At 44.0% G+C, this 18,903-nt stretch carries 22 protein-coding genes; 5 read left to right on the top strand and 17 right to left on the bottom strand.

Translation table 11 applies throughout. The features are described from left to right. Nucleotides 1-10 precede the first annotated feature (10 nt). The 14 genes from EV212_RS11420 to EV212_RS11355 all read right to left on the bottom strand — a co-directional run bounded on the left by EV212_RS11420 (nt 11) and on the right by EV212_RS11355 (nt 12,695). Nucleotides 11-1,318: a zinc ribbon domain-containing protein gene (locus EV212_RS11420; protein ID WP_132093417.1), complete on the bottom strand. Its 1,308-nt coding sequence runs from the start codon at nt 1,316-1,318 to the stop codon at nt 11-13. A gap of 116 nt (nt 1,319-1,434) precedes the next feature. Beyond that, nucleotides 1,435-2,028, bottom strand: coding sequence for a hypothetical protein (locus EV212_RS11415; RefSeq protein WP_132093414.1), 594 nt, complete (start codon nt 2,026-2,028; stop codon nt 1,435-1,437). A 22-nt stretch (nt 2,029-2,050) separates the two neighbouring features. After that, nucleotides 2,051-2,533, bottom strand: coding sequence for a DUF3592 domain-containing protein (locus tag EV212_RS11410; RefSeq protein WP_132093411.1), 483 nt, complete (start codon nt 2,531-2,533; stop codon nt 2,051-2,053). 21 nt (nt 2,534-2,554) lie between these two features. Next, nucleotides 2,555-4,000 (bottom strand): SPFH domain-containing protein, encoded by a 1,446-nt coding sequence (locus tag EV212_RS11405; protein WP_132093408.1) that lies wholly within the window; start codon nt 3,998-4,000, stop codon nt 2,555-2,557. A 90-nt stretch (nt 4,001-4,090) separates the two neighbouring features. Next, entirely contained in the window at nt 4,091-4,441 is a 351-nt protein-coding gene (locus EV212_RS11400) for a hypothetical protein (protein ID WP_132093405.1), read from the bottom strand. A gap of 234 nt (nt 4,442-4,675) precedes the next feature. Next, on the bottom strand, nt 4,676-6,298 hold the full coding sequence (locus tag EV212_RS11395; RefSeq protein WP_132093402.1) for a helix-turn-helix transcriptional regulator: 1,623 nt from the start codon (nt 6,296-6,298) through the stop codon (nt 4,676-4,678). 17 nt (nt 6,299-6,315) lie between these two features. Then, entirely contained in the window at nt 6,316-7,686 is a 1,371-nt protein-coding gene (locus EV212_RS11390; protein ID WP_132093399.1) for an extracellular solute-binding protein, read from the bottom strand. A gap of 15 nt (nt 7,687-7,701) precedes the next feature. Further along, nucleotides 7,702-8,094, bottom strand: coding sequence for a hypothetical protein (locus EV212_RS11385; protein WP_243115547.1), 393 nt, complete (start codon nt 8,092-8,094; stop codon nt 7,702-7,704). Nucleotides 8,095-8,280: 186 nt separating this feature from the next. Continuing rightward, entirely contained in the window at nt 8,281-8,946 is a 666-nt protein-coding gene (locus tag EV212_RS11380; protein WP_132093393.1) for a response regulator transcription factor, read from the bottom strand. Beyond that, entirely contained in the window at nt 8,943-9,950 is a 1,008-nt protein-coding gene (locus tag EV212_RS11375) for a sensor histidine kinase (protein WP_132093390.1), read from the bottom strand. Before EV212_RS11375 ends, EV212_RS11380 begins: the two co-directional genes overlap by 4 nt. After that, on the bottom strand, nt 9,947-11,602 hold the full coding sequence (locus EV212_RS11370; protein WP_165873367.1) for a histidine kinase N-terminal 7TM domain-containing protein: 1,656 nt from the start codon (nt 11,600-11,602) through the stop codon (nt 9,947-9,949). The genes EV212_RS11375 and EV212_RS11370 overlap by 4 nt, the downstream gene beginning before the upstream one ends. Nucleotides 11,603-11,618: 16 nt before the next feature. Further along, nucleotides 11,619-11,819 (bottom strand): MerR family transcriptional regulator, encoded by a 201-nt coding sequence (locus tag EV212_RS11365; RefSeq protein ID WP_132093384.1) that lies wholly within the window; start codon nt 11,817-11,819, stop codon nt 11,619-11,621. Between the two features lie 244 nt (nt 11,820-12,063). Further along, nucleotides 12,064-12,252 carry a helix-turn-helix domain-containing protein gene (locus EV212_RS11360; RefSeq protein WP_132093543.1) on the bottom strand — a complete coding sequence of 63 codons (189 nt, stop codon included), beginning with the start codon at nt 12,250-12,252 and terminating at the stop codon, nt 12,064-12,066. A gap of 2 nt (nt 12,253-12,254) precedes the next feature. Beyond that, on the bottom strand, nt 12,255-12,695 hold the full coding sequence (locus EV212_RS11355) for a sigma factor-like helix-turn-helix DNA-binding protein (RefSeq protein WP_132093381.1): 441 nt from the start codon (nt 12,693-12,695) through the stop codon (nt 12,255-12,257). Nucleotides 12,696-13,096: 401 nt separating this feature from the next. Here EV212_RS11355 and EV212_RS11350 point away from each other — a divergent pair, with 401 nt between their 5' ends. Further along, nucleotides 13,097-13,432: a helix-turn-helix transcriptional regulator gene (locus EV212_RS11350; protein ID WP_207669105.1), complete on the top strand. Its 336-nt coding sequence runs from the start codon at nt 13,097-13,099 to the stop codon at nt 13,430-13,432. 160 nt (nt 13,433-13,592) lie between these two features. Here the strand turns inward: EV212_RS11350 and EV212_RS11345 are convergent, their stop codons facing one another. The 3 genes from EV212_RS11345 to EV212_RS11335 form a co-directional block, all read right to left on the bottom strand. Continuing rightward, the gene (locus EV212_RS11345; protein ID WP_132093378.1) at nt 13,593-13,955 is read right to left on the bottom strand and encodes a hypothetical protein; all 363 of its coding nucleotides are present in this window, start codon (nt 13,953-13,955) and stop codon (nt 13,593-13,595) included. A 5-nt stretch (nt 13,956-13,960) separates the two neighbouring features. Then, a complete protein-coding gene (locus EV212_RS11340) occupies nt 13,961-14,752 on the bottom strand; it encodes a ParM/StbA family protein (RefSeq protein WP_243115546.1) in 792 nt (263 codons plus the stop codon). A 287-nt stretch (nt 14,753-15,039) separates the two neighbouring features. Next, the gene (locus tag EV212_RS11335) at nt 15,040-15,687 is read right to left on the bottom strand and encodes a Crp/Fnr family transcriptional regulator (RefSeq protein ID WP_132093375.1); all 648 of its coding nucleotides are present in this window, start codon (nt 15,685-15,687) and stop codon (nt 15,040-15,042) included. 91 nt (nt 15,688-15,778) lie between these two features. Here EV212_RS11335 and EV212_RS11330 point away from each other — a divergent pair, with 91 nt between their 5' ends. From EV212_RS11330 to hcp, 4 genes are all read left to right on the top strand, one after another. Then, a complete protein-coding gene (locus EV212_RS11330; RefSeq protein WP_132093372.1) occupies nt 15,779-16,489 on the top strand; it encodes an ATP-binding protein in 711 nt (236 codons plus the stop codon). A 13-nt stretch (nt 16,490-16,502) separates the two neighbouring features. Then, entirely contained in the window at nt 16,503-16,835 is a 333-nt protein-coding gene (locus EV212_RS11325) for a cupin domain-containing protein (protein ID WP_118348728.1), read from the top strand. A 12-nt stretch (nt 16,836-16,847) separates the two neighbouring features. Beyond that, entirely contained in the window at nt 16,848-17,051 is a 204-nt protein-coding gene (locus EV212_RS11320) for a ferredoxin (protein ID WP_330570504.1), read from the top strand. 88 nt (nt 17,052-17,139) lie between these two features. Then, a complete protein-coding gene (hcp, locus tag EV212_RS11315; protein WP_132093369.1) occupies nt 17,140-18,780 on the top strand; it encodes a hydroxylamine reductase in 1,641 nt (546 codons plus the stop codon). Nucleotides 18,781-18,903: the final 123 nt, after the last annotated feature.

The raw sequence follows: 18,903 nt of genomic DNA, 5'->3' as shown, positions 1-18,903 counted from the left end.
TTTCTTCTGATTATGATGTTTTCATTGCTTTCATTACCCATTTTGCATTGTTTGCCCGGAAGCTATAACCACAGAACGAACAGCAGTTATGTTCATCCGGTATGAAATTGGCACCACAGGATGGACAATCCTTTTCCTTAAAAAATACACCGTCCGTTTTCCTTCTTTCCGGATATCTTGCCCTTTGCAAAACGAGGGTTTTCTTTATTTTCTTCGTATATGGTTTTCCTCTTTCAGGAAGGTAGGTCTCCGTTCCATATACCTTCACTGTTATTTCCGTTGTCTGGTCCGTATGAACCACTTTTTCTAATACAATAGAACCGACTCCATAATCCATCAGCGCTTCATCACTTACTTCTTTATAAAGTGCTTCATTGATACACGATCTCAGATAATTTTCCGAATATCTGACGATTTTCTCCGACAGTTTTTCCTGTTTTTCTTCTCTTGTTCGAAAGAATCTCGCAATTCCCAGAAGTATAAGCAGTGTAACAATTACACCTACGGTAAGAGAAACATCTGCATCTTTGATCAGATAAAGACATAGGGTCAGACATAAGAACATGACACCTGAGTAAGCAAGCAATAACAGTCCGTATTGCATATTTGCACCCATCTTCTCATAGATTTCAAATACTTCTGTCTGCCAGTCATAGAATTCACTTTGTATCACACCGCCACAATATGGACAGATGACCTGCTGACTGCTCAGCTCCACCTCAGCTCCACAGGATGGACAGGTGATCTTCCCTTTATCGGAATAAAATTCCTTGTTCCTGCCCTGACGATCCGAATGACGAATGTGCCTTGACTGAAGAATCCGAAGGTAACTGTTTTTCCGATAGATCTGATGTACTATTTCATCATCTTGAGGAGAAATCAGACGTTCCAGAGAACTACACTGCAAGATAGACTCCCTCCACTCCCGTCCGTCATCATTCCATCTTTTGAAATTATTTTTCGGAAGAGGTACAACGTCCGTCACCCGGATATCCCGGCAAAGCTTATGCTTTCCCAGCAGTTCCACCTGATGAACCATCTTTCTGCGGAATGTAAGATCCATTCTCTTTGGAAGATAACTCATATCTGCTTTTCCAAGCGGAAGTAACACATTTTCAAAGGAATCCTTGATGTCCTTCTGAAGCCTTGCCCCTTGCATCGGAGTTTCGCGCTTTGCAAGCATTCTTTTCATTTTTGCTTTTTTCAAATTCTCCGGCATAAACTGTTCAAAGTCTATGTCAATGATTTTTTCAGCAATGGCAAACGCACAGATTATGGTAGTTGCAAACGCAAGCAGCATCGCCTCTGATAAGCCCATATCCATCCCTCCTCATCTGTCAGACTATCTGGTCTCCCCATGTTCCTCTTGTGCCTTCTCCTTCTCCTTATTCTTACCGAATATTTCGTGGATTAGGAAGATGGAAATAAGAATGCCTACTTTGTTTCTTCCTCGGAATCCTCTAATGTCGCCTTAAAGGAACTCAGGAAATGCATATAGTCCTCGCTGTCAACAAATTCCTTCACATCTAAGTCTTCACACTGAAGACCTTTTCTAAAATTCACCTTCACTGCATAAACCATATTTTTATCAGATGGTTCCGTAAGCACTAATCGTATCTCACACTCATGAATCTCATCTGCTTTTCCCCAGTCTCTAAATACCTTAGATCCTTTGTAATCGCCAATCGTAATATGTTCAAAATCACTGAAACCTTCTCCGTAGTAATCAGCCTCACGCACTACAGTAGAACTTTTCGAATTCTCGTGGAAATATACAATTTCGATTAACGTATCGTTCTCTTGATTTTCAAGTTCTAACGTGTTTGTATCTGACGTTTTTTCCTGATAGCCTAACTCCTTGGCAATCTCAAAACTGATCGTTGCGTCATCTTTCTCATGTGTATAAGTATCTACCTCTTTTTTATATCCGTTACCTTTTGCATTTCCCTCTTTCGAGCCACATGCACAAAGTCCAACAAGCATAACCGCTATCAGAAATACCGATAAACTTCTATATGTTTTCATCATGTTCCTTCCTCCCATTCCATGCTTACAGTCTTCTACCTTCTTTTTCTTCTCGGCGATACTTAATAAGATCTTTACTTATTACGACGAAACCAATGATACCTAGCGGAATCATTACTGCAAATCCAAAGAAATAAATCGGAGTTGGTCCTGGTTCCAGTTTATATGTTCCCTTTGAATTCCTGTAAACCGTAATCTGTACGGTATCTCCTCTCCTCATTTCTTTATAGTAAATCTTAGAATCATCATATGTCGTTCCATCGATTTCATAAGTAAATCTTACCTTATATTCTTCTTTTCGCTCTCCATTATTATCTTTTTCTTTCGATTGTTCACAACTATAAACAGTTGCATGAAGTGTTCGAACATCCGTAGAATTCTTATACTCCAAGCTTTCGTGCTTTGTATAGATCATACCGCCAATTCCTGCGATAATAATGATAATACTCAAAATCAAAGCACCGATTGTTTCTTTATGCTGCTTTTCTTCAGATGGAAGTCTATACATAAGAATTCCTCCTCTCCTATGCTACTTTCTGTCGTTTGCGTCAAAGATGTCGCCACATTCTGGGCAGAATTTTGGTGGGTGTGCTGGATCTTCCGGTTCCCATCCACACTTATCGCAACGATAAAGAGGTACACCCGCCGGTTTCTTTGCTCCGCAATTATGACAGAACTTCCCTTTATTTACCGTTCCGCAGGAACAGGTCCATCCGTCCGCATCTGCAGGCTTCGGAGAGCCGCACTCCGGACAGAACTTCCCTGTCGCCGTGGCTCCACATTTGCACTTCCAGGCACCTGCCTGCACCGGCTCCGGTTTCTTTGCTCCGCATTCCGGGCAGAATTTTCCGGTTGCCGTAGCACCGCAGGTGCATTTCCAGCTGTTTTGCGATGGAACCGGTGTCGGCTCCGGAGCAGGCTGCTGGGTCGGCTGCATTTGCTGAGACTGCATCTGCTGCTGTCCCATGTTGTAAAGATTCTGTGCAGCACCGAAACCGCCCTGACCGCCCATTCCGACCATGCCCATGCCCATGAAGCCCGTCATGGCACCTGCCTGATTACCAGCTGCAGTCTTCATAGCATCGGCCGTTGCATTGGTCATAGTACCAGCCATCATAAACGGGTTGGAGCCGACATTTGCAGCATCCTCCAGCTCGTTGATTTTCTTCATATCCTCGGCTGTCAGCGTAATCGGGTTGAGTGCGATTTTACCAACGGAAATTCCTCTGTTATCAATCCACTCCTGTTTCAGTGCGTCATTCATTGCTGCTTTCAGCTCGTTTGCTTTCGCCGGTATCTGTGCAGGGCGAAGCTCCTGCTCGGCAAGAGCGCCGAGAGCGGGCTGTAATGCATCGATAAATTCCGATTTAAGCTGCTCGTCGATCTGATCTCTTGTAAACTCGGTTTCCACATTGCCGCAAAGCCGCGTGTAGAACAGCAGAGGATCGGAGATCACATAGGTGTATACGCCGTTGCATCGAACCTGTACAGTCCGGCTGATACCGATGCGCTTATTCACAACCTCAAAAATGATAGGATTGGGCGTACCGAATTTGTTGCCGATAATTTCCTTAGTATTAAAGTAGTACACCCGCTGATCCTTACCAGTATCGCCACCGTAGGTGAAACGCTTGCCGATCATCTTGAATGTATCCTTGATACTGTCTCCGAGACTTCCGGCGAAAATAGACGGCTCGGTGGAGCTGTCGTATGTAAATTCGCCGGGTTCGGCGCAGACCTCAACGATCTTGCCCTGCTCGACAATAATCATACACTGACCGTCCGCGACGGCGATGCCCGATCCGTTTGAAATGATATTATCATTTCCCTTAGTGTTTGAAGATCTGCCACTGACGCGCTTTTCACCCTTACGCATCAGCACATCGTTTGGAAGCGCATCACAGTAGAAAAATTCCTTCCACTGATCCGCCAGCGTTCCGCCAAGTGCTCCCATTCCTGCTTTAATAAGTCCCATAAGATTACCTCCTGTAATAGTTTGTTTTGCATTAAGATAACAAAGGTTTTTATGTTATCCTCTATACTCCTTAAATAATAAATTAGAAAGCTATCCGACAATACTGCCCTTTTCATTCAACCGTTCTGCGCACTGCTTGCACATATCCAGATCCTCGCAGACCATAAAGCAATCGTCACAAACCCATCTATGACAAATCGGACATCTGCTGAATAATTTTTCTCCAGCCTTCAAAGCCTTCAGATGCGCCTCTTTTTTCTCTCGTTGATAGAGGGCTGCATAGACCACTTTCTTTCCCTCTGTGACAGGATGGATACGGGCTTTTGAAAAAGCAATAGCCTTGCTTTTCCAGACCTTTCCGCATTCCTCGCAGACGATGGAAAACTCAAATTTATCCTCTGTCGAGCAATCTGTCAGTATATCCTGTAAAACCCTCTGCACCGTTTGACCAACCCCTTTCCAAGATTCTAAAATTTCCGAGAAACAACACATGCATCGCTTGTAACACCATCATATTGGTTAGGAAATCAAAAATCTATGGTACCAGGTCTACTCTTTGACCTCTAAAGAAAAAAGTAAACCGAGTCTACCATCGAAAAGGCTATGGTAGACTCGGTACACCATGCAAAAAGCACAAAAACCATACATGATTTTTGTGCTTTTTGCTTCATTTATTCACTTGGTTGTCCCTACTTCTGAAACGTCTGCTTTCTCATCCAGCTGAAGTTTCTCAATACAGTCACATCTCCGAAAGAGATCCAGATACATCATCAGTTCTTCATTGGATGAAATCTCCAACTTCCTGTAGATATTTCCGTTGTGCTTTTTTACGGTACTCATGCTGACACATGCTTCCGTTGGTATCTGCGCTACCTCATAACCGTTCATGTAGTATCGGAAAATATTGTACTCCGCATTGGTCAGTGTTTTTACATTCCGGGCAAAGTGTTCAAAGAGTTCTGCCATATTCGGCGGAAGTTCGTCCGCCTCTGGCGGTTTCTCCCTTTCTGACAGCCATCCGCAAAACTCCTCCAACTCTGCAAATTTGAATTTACTATCGCCTGCCTGTTGGCCATCCCTGATATCCTGAAAGCTCTGAAGGATTGGCCGGACAAATTTCTTCGACAACAACCACGCAAGAGCAATCATAATAAGGACAAATCCCAGTATGACACCCATAATGCCCACCCTATTCCTCAAAATATACTGGTCACAGTTTTCCCGCGGGATTAGCACCGCAACTGCCCATTCCTGTCCACCACTTCCTGGTATCTCTAAAGGCATCTGGATTCCATAATAATCACATTTTGTGGAGCGATACGTGCTGTAATAAACATTCTTTTCTATGATGGACAGACTTTCCGCAGTATCAAGCCATGTGCCCTCCGTATTCCCCGCCATGCCCTGATCCAGTCTCAGATTCCCGTTTTCCACTGGCGCGATAACTGTAACCATAGAACCATAGGAACTTGCTGTAGCCGGATATTCCAGGCTGAAATGAACATCATTTAGTTCAATCCCACATGCCCCCAAAAATTCTCCTGAGTCTGCATACATCGGAACAAGAAGCAAGATTACATCCTCCCAGGTATTTTTCAGATTCATACGACTGATCCAGTAATAACCAGATTCCGACTGCCCTAATCCAGTTTCAAGCTCCTGATACCCCAAAAGCCCCTCTGTATTTAATTCCATATTCCATCGGTTATGCAATTCCAATCCATTTTCCCTTGCAATTTCCGTATTCCCGCGGAACAAAATAGTTTCCGGACTTAAAATCACGTTGCTGCTCACGTTGATCAGCCGCAGGTAAACTCCACTTCGGGACTTATCAGCTTCCGAAATCTGTGTATTTACAGTCGCATTTACCAAAGCAAATACACCGCTGCTTCGTCCCAGTCTAATAGTTGTATTGAGTTCCGAATACATCATTTTCTGCACTTCCAAAAGTGCTTCTGGCTGATTATTCAGGTCGGAGACCGAAATTCCTTTTTCATCCAGAAAGTTCTTTATATCCTGCTCCAGTTCTCTGGAAAGCTGCAGGCTATATCCAGTGTAAGTCTCCATTTCCTCCGAAACTTTGTTATACGTGGTATGTAATTGGTTCTCCATTACCTGCGCAATCTGCGATTCTGCCTTCAACGGCCCGCCGATGGCTGTCAAAAGTAGCAATAAAATACCCAATGCTGCCATGATTAGACAAAGCAGATACATCATCAGCTTCCTGTGCAGCGTAACCTTTCGGTCTAAAGCCAAATGCAGGATCTTTCCAAACTCTTTCAGCATATTATTTGCCATGATACTCACTCTCTTATCTATTTGGGAAGCGACATCTTCACATTCTCCAGCGCCTCTTCTCCTAATTTTTCCACATTTTCTTCTCCATCCCGCCAATTGCTGCAAGCCGTGCGAAGCTTGCTGCGGACATTTTTTTCAAAGGTCTGCTCCAGCTCCAGATAACCGGCAAGCTGAGGTGCCGTATAGAATTCATAAGAAGATTGTGTTTCCAAAAATGCTTCATAAAGACTCCTGTACTTCGGGTCCTCCAGATTCTCTATAAAATCCGGCAGTACCTCAAAAGCAGCATCTGTCACCGGCATATACCCCACGCTGGTCACAAAGCGCACGTTGGTTTCCGGTTCGGTCAGCCATTTCAGGAAAACAGCGGCTGCACGTTCCTTCTCCGGTGTAGATTTCACCGTACAAAAGCCCGCGCCGCGCTGCATAACCAACCGTTCTCCGTTTTCAAAGCAGGGCACCGGTCTTGCGATGACTTCAATCGGTTCTGACCTGTTATCCGAATATGTCACAATATCCTCATAGTAGAGAACACTGGCTGACGAAGCCACACTGACAATCGTCTCTCCGGTCCGAAGCGGCTCCGTTGCATAACCTTCCTGCAGCCACACGCCGCCCTGAACGGCAGCGTCTGCATAAGGCTCCCAGACTTTAGAAAAGGCCTTACCGTATGTAATCCCATTTCCCCGAAAGAAATCCTCTCCCAAGGATTCCACACCTACCTGAAAATAATTGAAATGATAGTCATGGACAAAAAAGGCTTTCCCATCTCCCGGAACCTCCGGCGTCTGGGCATCCGTCCATTGATAATACTCTTTAGATAATTCAAAGAGCCCTTCCCAGGTATCAAGCTGCTCCAAAGCAGCGCCGGTATCTGCTGCGAAGCGGTCAAACAAGGTCTTATCAATAAACATGATTTCTGTAGATTTCGCCACAGGAAAAACAACCAGTCGACCGTCAATCTCTCCCTCATCCAGAAAGGCGGGAATATAGGCAGATAATTCCTCCTCGCTGAAATAATCCCTGTAGTCCACCAAAATCTCCGGATCCGGCATAGCCAAAACGGTCTTAGGATAAGAAATAAACATATCCGGAAGCCCGGTTGCTCCCGGCTCATCATTGGCTGCCCTGAGCACTGCGTCATGGATATTGTTGGTATTGGACACGACGGTGACCTGAAGCTTAATTCCCTCCTCAGCACCAACCGTTTCATTGAATTCTTCAATCAGATCATTGAGCGGTGAATCTGTTTGCCCGCCATAGACATGCCAGACGGTCAGTGTTACAGGCTCCTTCTGCCCGCCATTTACTCCGCAGGCCGTCAGCATCATAAGCCCTGCCAGCACAAGAATTCCTATTACATAAATCCAAGGTTTTCGTTTCCTCATCGTCTCTCCCTCCCCTTACAATGCATCGATAACCGCCGACAGATAGCTGGAAGAAATCGACCCATAGATAAAATTATCTACCAGACCATCTTTCTTTGCCTGTCGAACCTGGTCTGCCAGCTTTTTCTCGGTATTCTCATCAACTACCAGCACAATTTTGCAATCCGGATTACGTTTTCTCAACTCATCACGAATTTTCATCCGTTTCTCCAGCTTCCATGGTGCATATGCTGTAACCTCCATAATCAGGATGTTGGCCAGAACGGTATCGCACAACGACAGGGTTTTATCCGGGCCATCACTCATAACCGGATCAAAATCAGAATCAAACCTGCGAAGCGCTTCGGCTACTGCATCTGCAAACAGGACATTCTGCATATCAATCACAACTCTACGCAATATCTTCACCTCCAAAATTCCCGATTCACGTCCGGCTTTGTCTTCGGGACGTGAAATGACGTAACTATCCCATGTACTACTCCATTATACGGGAGTGCCATTTTCTTTTCCCTACCCATAAGGGTAAATTTTCGCCCTTTACAAAAAGAAAAAGCCCGGTTTCAAACCTGAAACCGGGAATATTACAAAATTCTATTATAAAACGATGGGATTTTCTTCTGAGTCGTCCTGTTCATCAAAAAGCTTCGGAATAATATAGCGTTTGCCTGTTACGGCAATGGCAAGCTGTGTCTTATTGGCATAACCTGTTTTTTGAAGAATATTACGGACATGATACTTTACATTATCCTTCGTATAATGTAGCTGCTCTGCAATCTCGCTGTATTCCAGTCCCTCACAGACTAGACGCAGAACCTTGATTTCTGTCGCTGTAAAATCATCGCTGGTGGTAACACCCAGCTTTACAGTCGGCGTTTCACCAGGCCATATCTGTCTGCCCTGCATGGTGGCATCCATGACGGTGATCAGATCCTCCGGACTGATCTCTTTGTACCAAAAACTGTCCACCCCGGCTTCTCTGGCCCGCTTGATATAGCTCTCCTCCACCATGGAAGTAACAACAATCATTTTCAGCTTTGGAAACAGCCTGCGAAGTTCAGCAGCCGCATCGATACCGTCCTTTGTCCCATGGGTACAGACATCCATAAGCACCAGATCCACTTGACTTCTGCGGCAGACGGTTTCAGCCAGATCTGCTTTTGACAGACTACCCACAAGCTCATAGTCCCCGCCATTTTTCACTACATTCTCCATATATTCTCTGGCGATCCGCTGATCGTCGATGACAAGTACCTTTGTCATACCGGCACCTCCTGTTTCGTTTTCTGTCTGCTGACCGGTAGGGTCACCGTCAGCACAAATACAGGCCACGACTGAATCACCATCCTGCCGCCTGCTTTCCTAATCACTTTGTCGAGATCAACAAGGCCGCCTCGGGGTGTAATTTCCTCCTCAGGCTGCTTGCCGTCATTGGTCATGTGCAGGGTAACGGTATCCGGACTCTGCTCTACTGCCACATACAGCATTGTCGCATCGGCATGTCGGGCGGCATTGACACAGGCTTCCCGCATGACAGGCAAAAGTAAATTCAATGCTTTTTCTGTTTCCGGCAAATTACCTGTGATTTTTACCTGAATGCCGGATACTGCCGCGTCCCGGATAAACTCCGTCACATCATCCTGCGGATAGGCATTTTCCTCCTGCAAGACCTGAATGGCGCGGCGAAATTGCACAACAGCGGCAGCATTTTCCTCAGAAGTGGTATTCTGGCGTAGCATCTGCCGTATAGCGGCAACGCCCATGTTCATCTTATCATGCAACCGTGATTTCATGTTGAGGATTTCCTGCTCTCTGGTCGCTTCCTGCACATTCTCCGACAGAGTTTTCAGTTCCTGGTACATTTTTTTCAGTTCTCTTGACTGCCGTTTTAGTTCCTGCCGCTTTTCGTACAGTTCGGTCACATCACTGAACACCGCCTCCGTATAAACCTTGCCGTCAGCGGTTTTGACTTTCTCTGCGGAATACTGCCAGGCTCTCCCATCTGGAAAAAGAAACACATTTCCATCCCGTACAATACCGGTCGATTTATCACAACCATTCAGTGCTTCTTTCAGTTCGTCAAAACTTTGCAGATCACTCTGGGCGATTTTTCTGAAAAGATCATACATGGTCGTATTGCACAGTTTGACTGTACCTGAGAGATTAAAGTAACAGACGGCAGTAGGAAGCGTGTCCAGCGCTTCTTTTACTGCAATGCGCAACGCATATCTATTCTTGAGCTGTCCTGCAATTTTCCACATTTTCATTTTTCCTCACCGCCTTTCCGCAGCTTGAAGGTGAAGCGATAAGCTCCGTCTTCGCAGGAGAATGAATCTGCTATCGACGCAAAAGGGGAGAGATCGGTATCGCAGACAAATTCCATATTCAGAAAAATTCCTTCTTTGCTTTCCCTGACATTGATCCATACATATTGAAGGTCGCTGAGGCTGGTTTCCACTGCCATTTCAAAGCTACGGTAAACCTGAAGCATATCTTTTGTCGCTAGAAAAATATCCAATGGCAGCGTATGGAGACAATTCACGCCAAGCAATTCCAGATTGATAAAGGACTCCTCAAAACATCTTGATAGGTCGCGGATATCCGCTGTTTCTGCACGCTCGCTGATGAGCAGCAGATTTCCATATCGTTTTATATAGGCGCCCACAACTGCTGCCCCGCCAAGAAGCCTGCTGCGTTTTCTATCATCTGTCTCCGTATCATACTGTGCCAGCATCCGATCAATCAAGTCAATCTGCCCGGCTGTTTCCCTGTGAAGCAGGTCACTTACCCGGTTCTTTTCCTGAAGCGCAAGAATCTTTTTCCGCGTTTTCAGATTTTCCTGCCGAATACGGTTGTGCTCCGCAAGATCACGACAGTTTTCTTCAATCTGCTCGATTGCTTCGGTCAGTTCAGCAACATCCTCCTGCCATAGCACATGACCAAATCCAATGGGCTGACTTTTGACAATCATACTTTTATCTGCCGAAACAGTCTGTGTTTTGGTGCTTATCCTCTGTTCTTCTGTCAATGCTCTTGCATTGGCGCTGGCAAGACAGACAGCATTCTCCTGATTTGTGATCTGTGCACCGAGCCTGCTGACCATGAACAGCTCTTCATAACCAGTATTACTCTGGATCAATCCACACTCAATGCAGCATTCCAGTATAGCGACAATAAGCAAACAGAATACAACAGTCATATCTCCCGTCAGAAATTTCAGCCACGGAACACGGAAATAATAAAGAACACCATAGATCAACGCTACTACAGCAGGGGCGAAAGGCAGCATCAAAACAGTCCGGCTGTGTGGAATACGGCATTTGATCAGCATGACAACAAGAGCTGTTATAGTACAAGATACCACCCATCCGACTGCCAGAAAATAGCCTAAGGCATAACTATAATCATTTACCCATACAATCGCATCTTCCGGAAAAACGAATACGAACTGATGCAGGTCATTGGTCAGCACAAGCAGGAACAGTGCAGCGGTAGGTATGTAAAGAAGCCCCGTCCACTTCGACAAACGAAAGTTATCCGGTTTTCCCAACGACAAAGCAACGAACACCGCCAGAAGCGGAATAAGCAACATGGGCAGATAGTACAAATACCAGAGATATCGCATCAACCATATACATTCAACCAACGAATACCGAATTGTCCTGACTGTCATCCAAAATACCATCAACACAGAAATCGAAGTGAGATAGCGGCGCACCTGTGGCTGAATGATCCGCCTGTGCAGGGAAACGCCCCAAGCGATAAACAGTTCAATGTATATGGCAGAGCGAATCATACCGCAAAACCAGTCCAGTGGGGCGTCTGCCCAACGGGCAATCTGCCGCAGCACCATCGCTGTAAAAATAGCAAGGGCTACATATAGAATGGTGCTGTATTTTTTTGAATTTGATTTCGTCATTGTGTATTCCCTCGCTTTATTCTTCTTTCGGAGTATGGGATCGGTCGTTATTCCCTTTACGTGGATCCGTCGGTTTTTCGGCATCCTCTGGAATCGCCCATGAACGCCCAAAACGCTCAGCGCCGGGAATACGCCCCTGGGTGCAATACTGATTGACACGGCGTTCCGATACACCCCATTTGTATGATATTTCCCGTATGGAGAGATATCCTTTCATACGCTTCCCCTTTCCAGTTTATATAGCATTACAGAGTACATTGTATACGAATATCCGTAGTTTTTCAAGCATGGGGTGTAAATCATTTCCTAAATTTGAGCCAGGACAAACCACACTGATATTTTACCTCTATATCAATACATTTTCGCTATATAAAAAACATTCTGATAGCAAAAGAAACATTGTAACATTCTAAATTTCACACATTAGAGGCAGTTATTGATCTGCCCCTTGAAATTATTTTTTATTCCAGCTTCTTAAAATACCGGATACACTTCAGAAGTTCCAACGTCAACTCCTGATACAGATCCTCATCAAAAATCCCATTCACCAATGCATTTTTAATCAACAAAGGGCGATACATCTCCACAATCTGCTCTATCGCCTGCTTATCATTCATTTTTGCTCGGAACAATATTTCTTCAAATTCCATCATCAGTCACCTCCCATCATTTTACGGATCTTCCGAATCGCATAATAATAGATACCCTTTGCCCGTTGTGACGATATCCCATTGGTAAGGCTGATTTGATCAAAGGTCCGTTCTTCAAACACATGCTGATAGATTACCTTCCTCTCATCTTCCCGCAAAACCAGAAGTGCCTCTACAAGCCTTTTATCTGAAAGTTCTTCCCATTTCAGATAAGTTCCGTCCGCCTCTCGTAAAAGCGCCTCCTCTCGCAGCTTCAGTTCCAAAGCTTCTTCTATAGATAAGTCCGTTTTCGTTGCTGCAGATTCTTCCAACGGCTTTTCTGCATTGCTGACTTGGATTTTCTTGTTAAGATAATCTCTCCTTTTTCCTCGGACAAATCCTAACAGATATGCCGTAAACTGGTTCTTTATCTGTGAACCGGTATATATATTTTTTTCGTTCATGATCTACCTCCAAAATATTCAAAATTTTCCATTCTGAAATTCTGGAGTGGCGATGATCGGCAACGTATTTCAATAAAATACGATATTTTTCGACAAAAAATAAGGCTAAACCAGCAAGATACCGGTTCAACCTTATAAATAAAATTATTGCAATTATGTGCTAAATGAAATGCAGATAACTCACATTCTGCACATTCCTCTGTCTCCTGTACTTTTATGCCAGTCAGGATTTTTTTAACAGATTTCTTTTATAAATTTCTTCTTTTGTATTCCCCAATCCATCCTTTCCCCTTATTTCATTTCCTCACACACGCAATATAATATTTGTTAGTACGTACTTTAACGCATTTTATATACTGCATAATTAAGATAAAATATAAGCATTAAGTGAGGTGATACGAATGATAATCAAAAAGTTGTTGGGCGATACAGTGAAAGAGGAACGCCTCCGCAGAGACTTAACGCAAATAAAACTTGCAGAAAATGCTTTGGTCTCCCTGCGAACCGTTTCCGACATCGAAACCTATAAAGGGAATCCCCAACTGGAAACTTTAATCCCGCTTGTAAAATATCTGAATATTTCTCTTGATGCGCTCATCTTCGGAGAAGAGCCGCAGATGGACTCTACCATGCGTCAAATTATGGAAGAACTGGATCAATGCACAGAAGAAGAAAAGCATCTGGCACTTTCCACTCTGCAGGGGTTATTATCAGGTATCCGGGACAACAAGCAGTAACTCTTTTGTATCCCTCTTGTAAATCCATCATTTTGAAATTATAAAAAACGAATCTGTGAGTATTCTGTTTGAAATCTGTCTGAAATCTGTGAAATTAAAAACAGCAGAAGCGGTCCGTATATCAGACTGCCTCTGCTTTCTTATATCCTTTTTCATGTTATCAAGTCTTCCGAAACGCATCCATTGCGGAAAATAAATCCTCCGCCAATTCTGCATCAACGGGAATCTCTTCTTCCAAAGTCAGATCCATGACTTCCGGTTCTTCTTGCTTTTGAATATATCCAGTTCCACCAACCAGTTTTTGCATCTCCTGCTTTACCAATTCCTGGATGAAAGGCTGAAGATTCCGAAAATCCATCTCTGAAGCTATATTGTTGTTGTCCTCTCCCATGTAATACAATACCGCTGACGCAATCAGTTCTGCTTTATCACCAGCCTGATTCAGAATATCCGCAGTTTTCTGGTGGGATGGTTTCTCCTTGTTAAACCCGATAGTGAACCGATACGGATTTTTCTTTCCCATTACAATCACTTCCCATTCTGGCTCTGGTAAACCTGATATAAAATCCCGTATCCTTTCGCATTGGCTTTCGGGTCTTCAATAAACAGAAATTTTCCGAGCCGGTCTACTTTTTCCAGAAAACGCTTCAAAATCAAAGCACCGCCACCGATGAAGATGACAAAGGTTGTCTTGGGATCTATTCCCCGTTCCCGGATGCTGTTCAACAGATCTGTCACAAAGTCCTGTACCATGCTTTCCACCAAACGTACCACATTTTCATCATAATACTGGATCTGTCCCCGGATAATACTGTCAACATCTGCATCCTCCAGCAGCATGTCATATTCGCTGTTCACACTGGAAATAATCTCGTTATACATCGTGATAACTCCCTTTTCCATTGAGTCACACACCGTAAGGTCTGGCCGCCCAAAACGCATCAGAAGATAATCGGCAGTATAACCGCCAATATCAATCCCTACTGCTTTGGGGATTTCTTTTATTTCATTTGTAATCGTAGCCATTGCCGCCAGATCCTGCATAAATGCCCGGCAGTCCTTAATACAGATGTAGTATGCCTTTCCACAGTAGTCCAGTTCCAAAACCTTGCCTTCTGCTTTAAAAAAAGCCTCATATTTTTCGCAGAGTTCTGCGTAATGCTTTGGGGGCAAACCAATCGGCAGCTCGATCTGCACCACGTCTTCCGGAAAAATCTGCTCTTTCTTCTCAAGTTCCATCGCAATCGCAAATAGCGTCAGAATAAAGAACCGATAATCCTGCGTCTTGTCCCGCTGGTAAGGAATCCGCTTTTCACACAATTGGAAATGCGTCTCCTGCTTGAGACACATTAATTCTTATTCCGCTTATTCAATACAAATCTGCCAGGGTGTGACCTGTCAAGGTCATGCCCTGATAAGGGTGCTCTGCAACCTTGACAGGCCACACCCCAGCAGATAAACAGTAATCAAGCGGAATAAGAAGAAGGTGTAGCATCATATGCTCACCGATTAAATCTATAGTATCATGCCAACATTTTTATTTTTGAAAAGTTGGTGTCACATCATTGACTAATGTACATATTCAAATTCATACCATTCCTTAAATCTCAGTCTTTGAGCAAAATACGATTTTTTTTGTATTCAATCATGCCATCTTTCTGCATTTTAGAAAGCTCGTTGCACATAGTACTGCGGTCAACATTCAAGTAATCTGCTAATTGCTGGCGGTTATATGGAATCAGAAAAGAATTGCTTCCGGCATGTTTTGCGCATTCTGAAAAATAAGACATCAATCGGCCTCGTATGGATTTGGAACTGGTGTGCAAAATCCTTTGTGAAAGTTGCAGACTTTTATGAGCACAGACAGTCAGTAGATTTCGTGCAAGGTTTGTATGAAAAGGGCAGGCGTTTGTGCAGGTAGTCAGAACACGTCCCACATTCATAAACAACACAGAGGTATCTTCCACGGCAGACACTGTAACCAGCGTCGGCTGTCCCGGAATACAGGCATATACCTCAGCAAATACAGAGCCAGGAGCAACACTTCCTAAAATGCTGGTATTCCCCCAAATATCGTTACAAGATATCATTGCCATGCCTGACAGCACAATGCCGATATTCTCTATAATACTCCCTTCTGAAAGAATTACTTCTCCTTTTTTATAATTGCGTTTTACACTATTCAAACAGCTTAAAAGTGAGGAGATGTCATCTTCTTCTAACCCACGGAATAGCTGCATATCGGATAATTTCATATTTTTCGCCCTTTCGTTGTTAAAACAACAGATTTCTATTTTTGATTATAATATACTATGCCCAGAAAGACAAGAGAAAGGATAGTATAAAATGATTCGAAAAATTATCCAAATAGATGAAAAAAAATGTAACGGATGTGGTGCGTGTGCCGAAGCTTGTCACGAGGGTGCAATCGGCATGATAAACGGTAAAGCAACACTTCTGCGAGATGATTATTGTGATGGTTTAGGAGATTGTCTGCCAACCTGCCCAACAGGTGCAATTTCCTTTGTGGAGAGAGAAGCTGCTGCCTATGATGAAAAAGCTGTGCAGGAAAATATGAGGAAAAAAGCGAAAAGCAATCATGCCGCTGTTCTCCATACAGGCTGTCCCGGCAGTCGAATGCAGCATATTCAACATTCACAAGAAACAACTCCTCCTGCCCGGGTACAGACAGAATCACAGTTGGGACAATGGCCATGCCAAATCAAACTGGTACCGACTAATGCACTATATTTTGACGGCGCAAAATTGTTAATTGCAGCGGATTGCAGTGCATACGCCTATGCCAGAATGCACGAGGATTTCATGCGTGGAAAAATTACGATTATCGGCTGCCCAAAGCTTGACAGCATAGACTACAGCGAAAAGCTGACGCAGATCATTCAAAACAACAATATTCAAAGTGTAACGGTTGTACGCATGGAAGTTCCCTGCTGCGGCGGACTAGAATTAGCTGCCAAAAAAGCGTTGCAGGCAAGCGGAAAATTCATTCCTTGGCAGATTGTTACGATTTCGTTGGATGGTAAAATTTTGGAATAAAAGGAGAGATACTATGAGTAAAAAAATGAAAAACATCGCTCAATCAGAAGTACTGACGCTGAGAGAACAAATTTCCTATCAGGAGGGGCAGATTGTCAGCAAAACTTTGACACAAAACCAGGCATTAAGTATTACCCTGTTCTCATTCGCAAAAGGTGAAGAGATCAGCACCCATGAATCGGGTGGGGACGCCTTCGTCACCTGCTTGGATGGTATCGGAAAAATCACGATTGATGGCGTTGAATATCTGCTGCACGAAGGAGAATCTATTGTCATGCCAGCAGGCCATCCCCATGCGGTATATGGGAAGGAAGCGTTCAAAATGCTTTTAGTAGTTGTATTTTAATCAAACGCAAAATTGACAAAAGAAGGTGATTTTATGAAAGCAACAAAAGTAGATAAGGATCTCTGCATTGGCTGTGGGCTTTGCTGTGGGATCTGCGGCGAAGTTTTCCGTATGAACGAGCAGGGAAAGGCGGAAGCGTATCAACGAGCAAACGCTGAAAATCAAGGTGCTGTACAGGAGGCCGCCGACTCGTGTCCTGTGTCTGCAATCGCCTAGGAAGATTAATTCAAACGTGTCTATATGCTTTTTTGATCAAAAAGAAACCACATTATTTCAAATTTTAATAGTTTTTAGGAGGTATATTATGGAACAAAAAATGTTTTGCTATCAGTGTCAGGAAACCGCCGGGTGCAAGGGCTGCACCATGTCCGGCATATGCGGAAAGAAACCTGATGTAGCGGCCATGCAGGATCTGTTGGTCTATGTTACAAAAGGAATTTCGGCTATTACGACTGCATTGCGTCAGGAAGGTAAACAGGTCTCTGCAAAAATCAATCACTTGATTACTCTGAATCTGTTCACTACCATTACCAACGCAAATTTTGATAAAGAGAGCATTGAATCAAGAATCCGTGCTACACTGACCGAAAAGGAAGTTCTGCTAAAGCAAGTTACCAATCTGACTGTTCTGCCTGAAGCCGCAAAATGGAACGGAGCTGAAAACTGGGAAGAAAAAGCCAGAACTGTCGGTGTTCTTTCTACCGAAAACGAGGATATTCGCTCTCTGCGCGAGTTAATCACCTACGGTTTGAAGGGACTTTCCGCTTACTCGAAGCACGCAAATGTGTTGTTGGAGGACAACGATGAAGTTGACGCATTTCTTCAGAAAGCACTGGCTGCCACGCTGAATGATAACCTTAGTGTAGAAGATCTGATTGCTCTAACAATGGAAACAGGAAAATACGGAGTATCCGGTATGGCAATGCTGGATAAGGCTAACACAGACAGCTATGGAACCCCCGAAATTACAAAGGTAAATATCGGTGTCAGAAAGAACCCCGGCATTCTGGTATCTGGCCACGACCTGCGCGATTTGGAAATGCTGTTAGAGCAGACACAGGGAACTGGAGTGGATGTGTATACACATTCCGAGATGTTGCCGGCTCATTATTATCCCGCTTTCAAAAAATATCCTAACTTTGTTGGTAATTATGGGAATGCTTGGTGGAAACAAAAAGAAGAATTTGAATCCTTTAACGGGCCTATTCTAATAACAACCAACTGCATTGTTCCTCCTAAGGATAGTTACAAAAACAGACTTTACACTACCGGTGCTGCGGGATATCCGGGATGTACACATATTCCGGGAGAAATTGGCGAACAAAAAAATTTTTCTGCGATTATTGAGCATGCAAAAAAATGTGTCGCTCCGAGTGAAATCGAAACCGGTGAAATCATCGGCGGATTTGCCCATGCGCAGGTTCTGGCTTTGGCAGATAAAGTTGTAGAAGCTGTAAAAAGCGGTGCAATCAAAAAGTTTGTAGTTATGGCGGGCTGTGATGGTCGAGCAAAGAGCCGCGACTACTATACAGAATTTGCTAAGGCTCTACCAAAGGATGCTGTCATCCTTACTGCCGGTTGTGCAAAATATAAATATAACAAGTTGTCTTTAGGCGATATCAATGGCATCCCACGTATTCTGGATGCAGGTCAATGCAATGATTCCTATTCCCTTGCTGTTATCGCTTTGAAACTCAAAGAGGTCTTTGGACTTGACGATATTAACGATCTGCCAATTATCTATAATATCGCATGGTACGAGCAAAAAGCTGTTATCGTTCTTCTGGCTCTTTTATATCTTGGCGTGAAGAATATCCACCTTGGTCCTACACTTCCAGCATTTCTCAGCCCGAATGTTGCAAAGGTCTTGGTCGAGAACTTCGGCATTACAGGAATTGGCACCGTGGAAGATGATATGGAGAAGTTTTTCAGTATTAACGCATAAATAATACGTAAACGGTAAAACGTAAGTACCTTGACAAATATTAGACCGCTTTTGCGGCCATACTATTTATCATTTTGAAGTTTTGGGCTTCCGGATGTGCTCAGGCAGTGCTTCTGACCAGGG

The sequence above is a fragment of the Frisingicoccus caecimuris genome (assembly GCF_004340975.1).
Classification (GTDB): domain Bacteria; phylum Bacillota; class Clostridia; order Lachnospirales; family Lachnospiraceae; genus Frisingicoccus; species Frisingicoccus caecimuris.
The sequence above is the reverse complement of the archived record's forward strand: the minus strand, read 5'-3'. Positions and strand labels throughout refer to the sequence as shown.

What these genes read in the sequence shown, in the direction of transcription:
- EV212_RS11420 (WP_132093417.1), bottom strand. Translation starts at nt 1,318, where the DNA reads ATGGGCTTATCAGAGGCGATGCTGCTTGCGTTTGCAACTACCATAATC.
- EV212_RS11415 (WP_132093414.1), bottom strand. Translation starts at nt 2,028, where the DNA reads ATGATGAAAACATATAGAAGTTTATCGGTATTTCTGATAGCGGTTATG.
- EV212_RS11410 (WP_132093411.1), bottom strand. Translation starts at nt 2,533, where the DNA reads ATGTATAGACTTCCATCTGAAGAAAAGCAGCATAAAGAAACAATCGGT.
- EV212_RS11405 (WP_132093408.1), bottom strand. Translation starts at nt 4,000, where the DNA reads ATGGGACTTATTAAAGCAGGAATGGGAGCACTTGGCGGAACGCTGGCG.
- EV212_RS11395 (WP_132093402.1), bottom strand. Translation starts at nt 6,298, where the DNA reads ATGGCAAATAATATGCTGAAAGAGTTTGGAAAGATCCTGCATTTGGCT.
- EV212_RS11390 (WP_132093399.1), bottom strand. Translation starts at nt 7,686, where the DNA reads ATGAGGAAACGAAAACCTTGGATTTATGTAATAGGAATTCTTGTGCTG.
- EV212_RS11380 (WP_132093393.1), bottom strand. Translation starts at nt 8,946, where the DNA reads ATGACAAAGGTACTTGTCATCGACGATCAGCGGATCGCCAGAGAATAT.
- EV212_RS11375 (WP_132093390.1), bottom strand. Translation starts at nt 9,950, where the DNA reads ATGAAAATGTGGAAAATTGCAGGACAGCTCAAGAATAGATATGCGTTG.
- EV212_RS11370 (WP_165873367.1), bottom strand. Translation starts at nt 11,602, where the DNA reads ATGACGAAATCAAATTCAAAAAAATACAGCACCATTCTATATGTAGCC.
- EV212_RS11365 (WP_132093384.1), bottom strand. Translation starts at nt 11,819, where the DNA reads ATGAAAGGATATCTCTCCATACGGGAAATATCATACAAATGGGGTGTA.
- EV212_RS11360 (WP_132093543.1), bottom strand. Translation starts at nt 12,252, where the DNA reads ATGGAATTTGAAGAAATATTGTTCCGAGCAAAAATGAATGATAAGCAG.
- EV212_RS11355 (WP_132093381.1), bottom strand. Translation starts at nt 12,695, where the DNA reads ATGAACGAAAAAAATATATATACCGGTTCACAGATAAAGAACCAGTTT.
- EV212_RS11350 (WP_207669105.1), top strand. Translation starts at nt 13,097, where the DNA reads ATGATAATCAAAAAGTTGTTGGGCGATACAGTGAAAGAGGAACGCCTC.
- EV212_RS11345 (WP_132093378.1), bottom strand. Translation starts at nt 13,955, where the DNA reads ATGGGAAAGAAAAATCCGTATCGGTTCACTATCGGGTTTAACAAGGAG.
- EV212_RS11335 (WP_132093375.1), bottom strand. Translation starts at nt 15,687, where the DNA reads ATGAAATTATCCGATATGCAGCTATTCCGTGGGTTAGAAGAAGATGAC.
- EV212_RS11330 (WP_132093372.1), top strand. Translation starts at nt 15,779, where the DNA reads ATGATTCGAAAAATTATCCAAATAGATGAAAAAAAATGTAACGGATGT.
- EV212_RS11325 (WP_118348728.1), top strand. Translation starts at nt 16,503, where the DNA reads ATGAGTAAAAAAATGAAAAACATCGCTCAATCAGAAGTACTGACGCTG.
- hcp (WP_132093369.1), top strand. Translation starts at nt 17,140, where the DNA reads ATGGAACAAAAAATGTTTTGCTATCAGTGTCAGGAAACCGCCGGGTGC.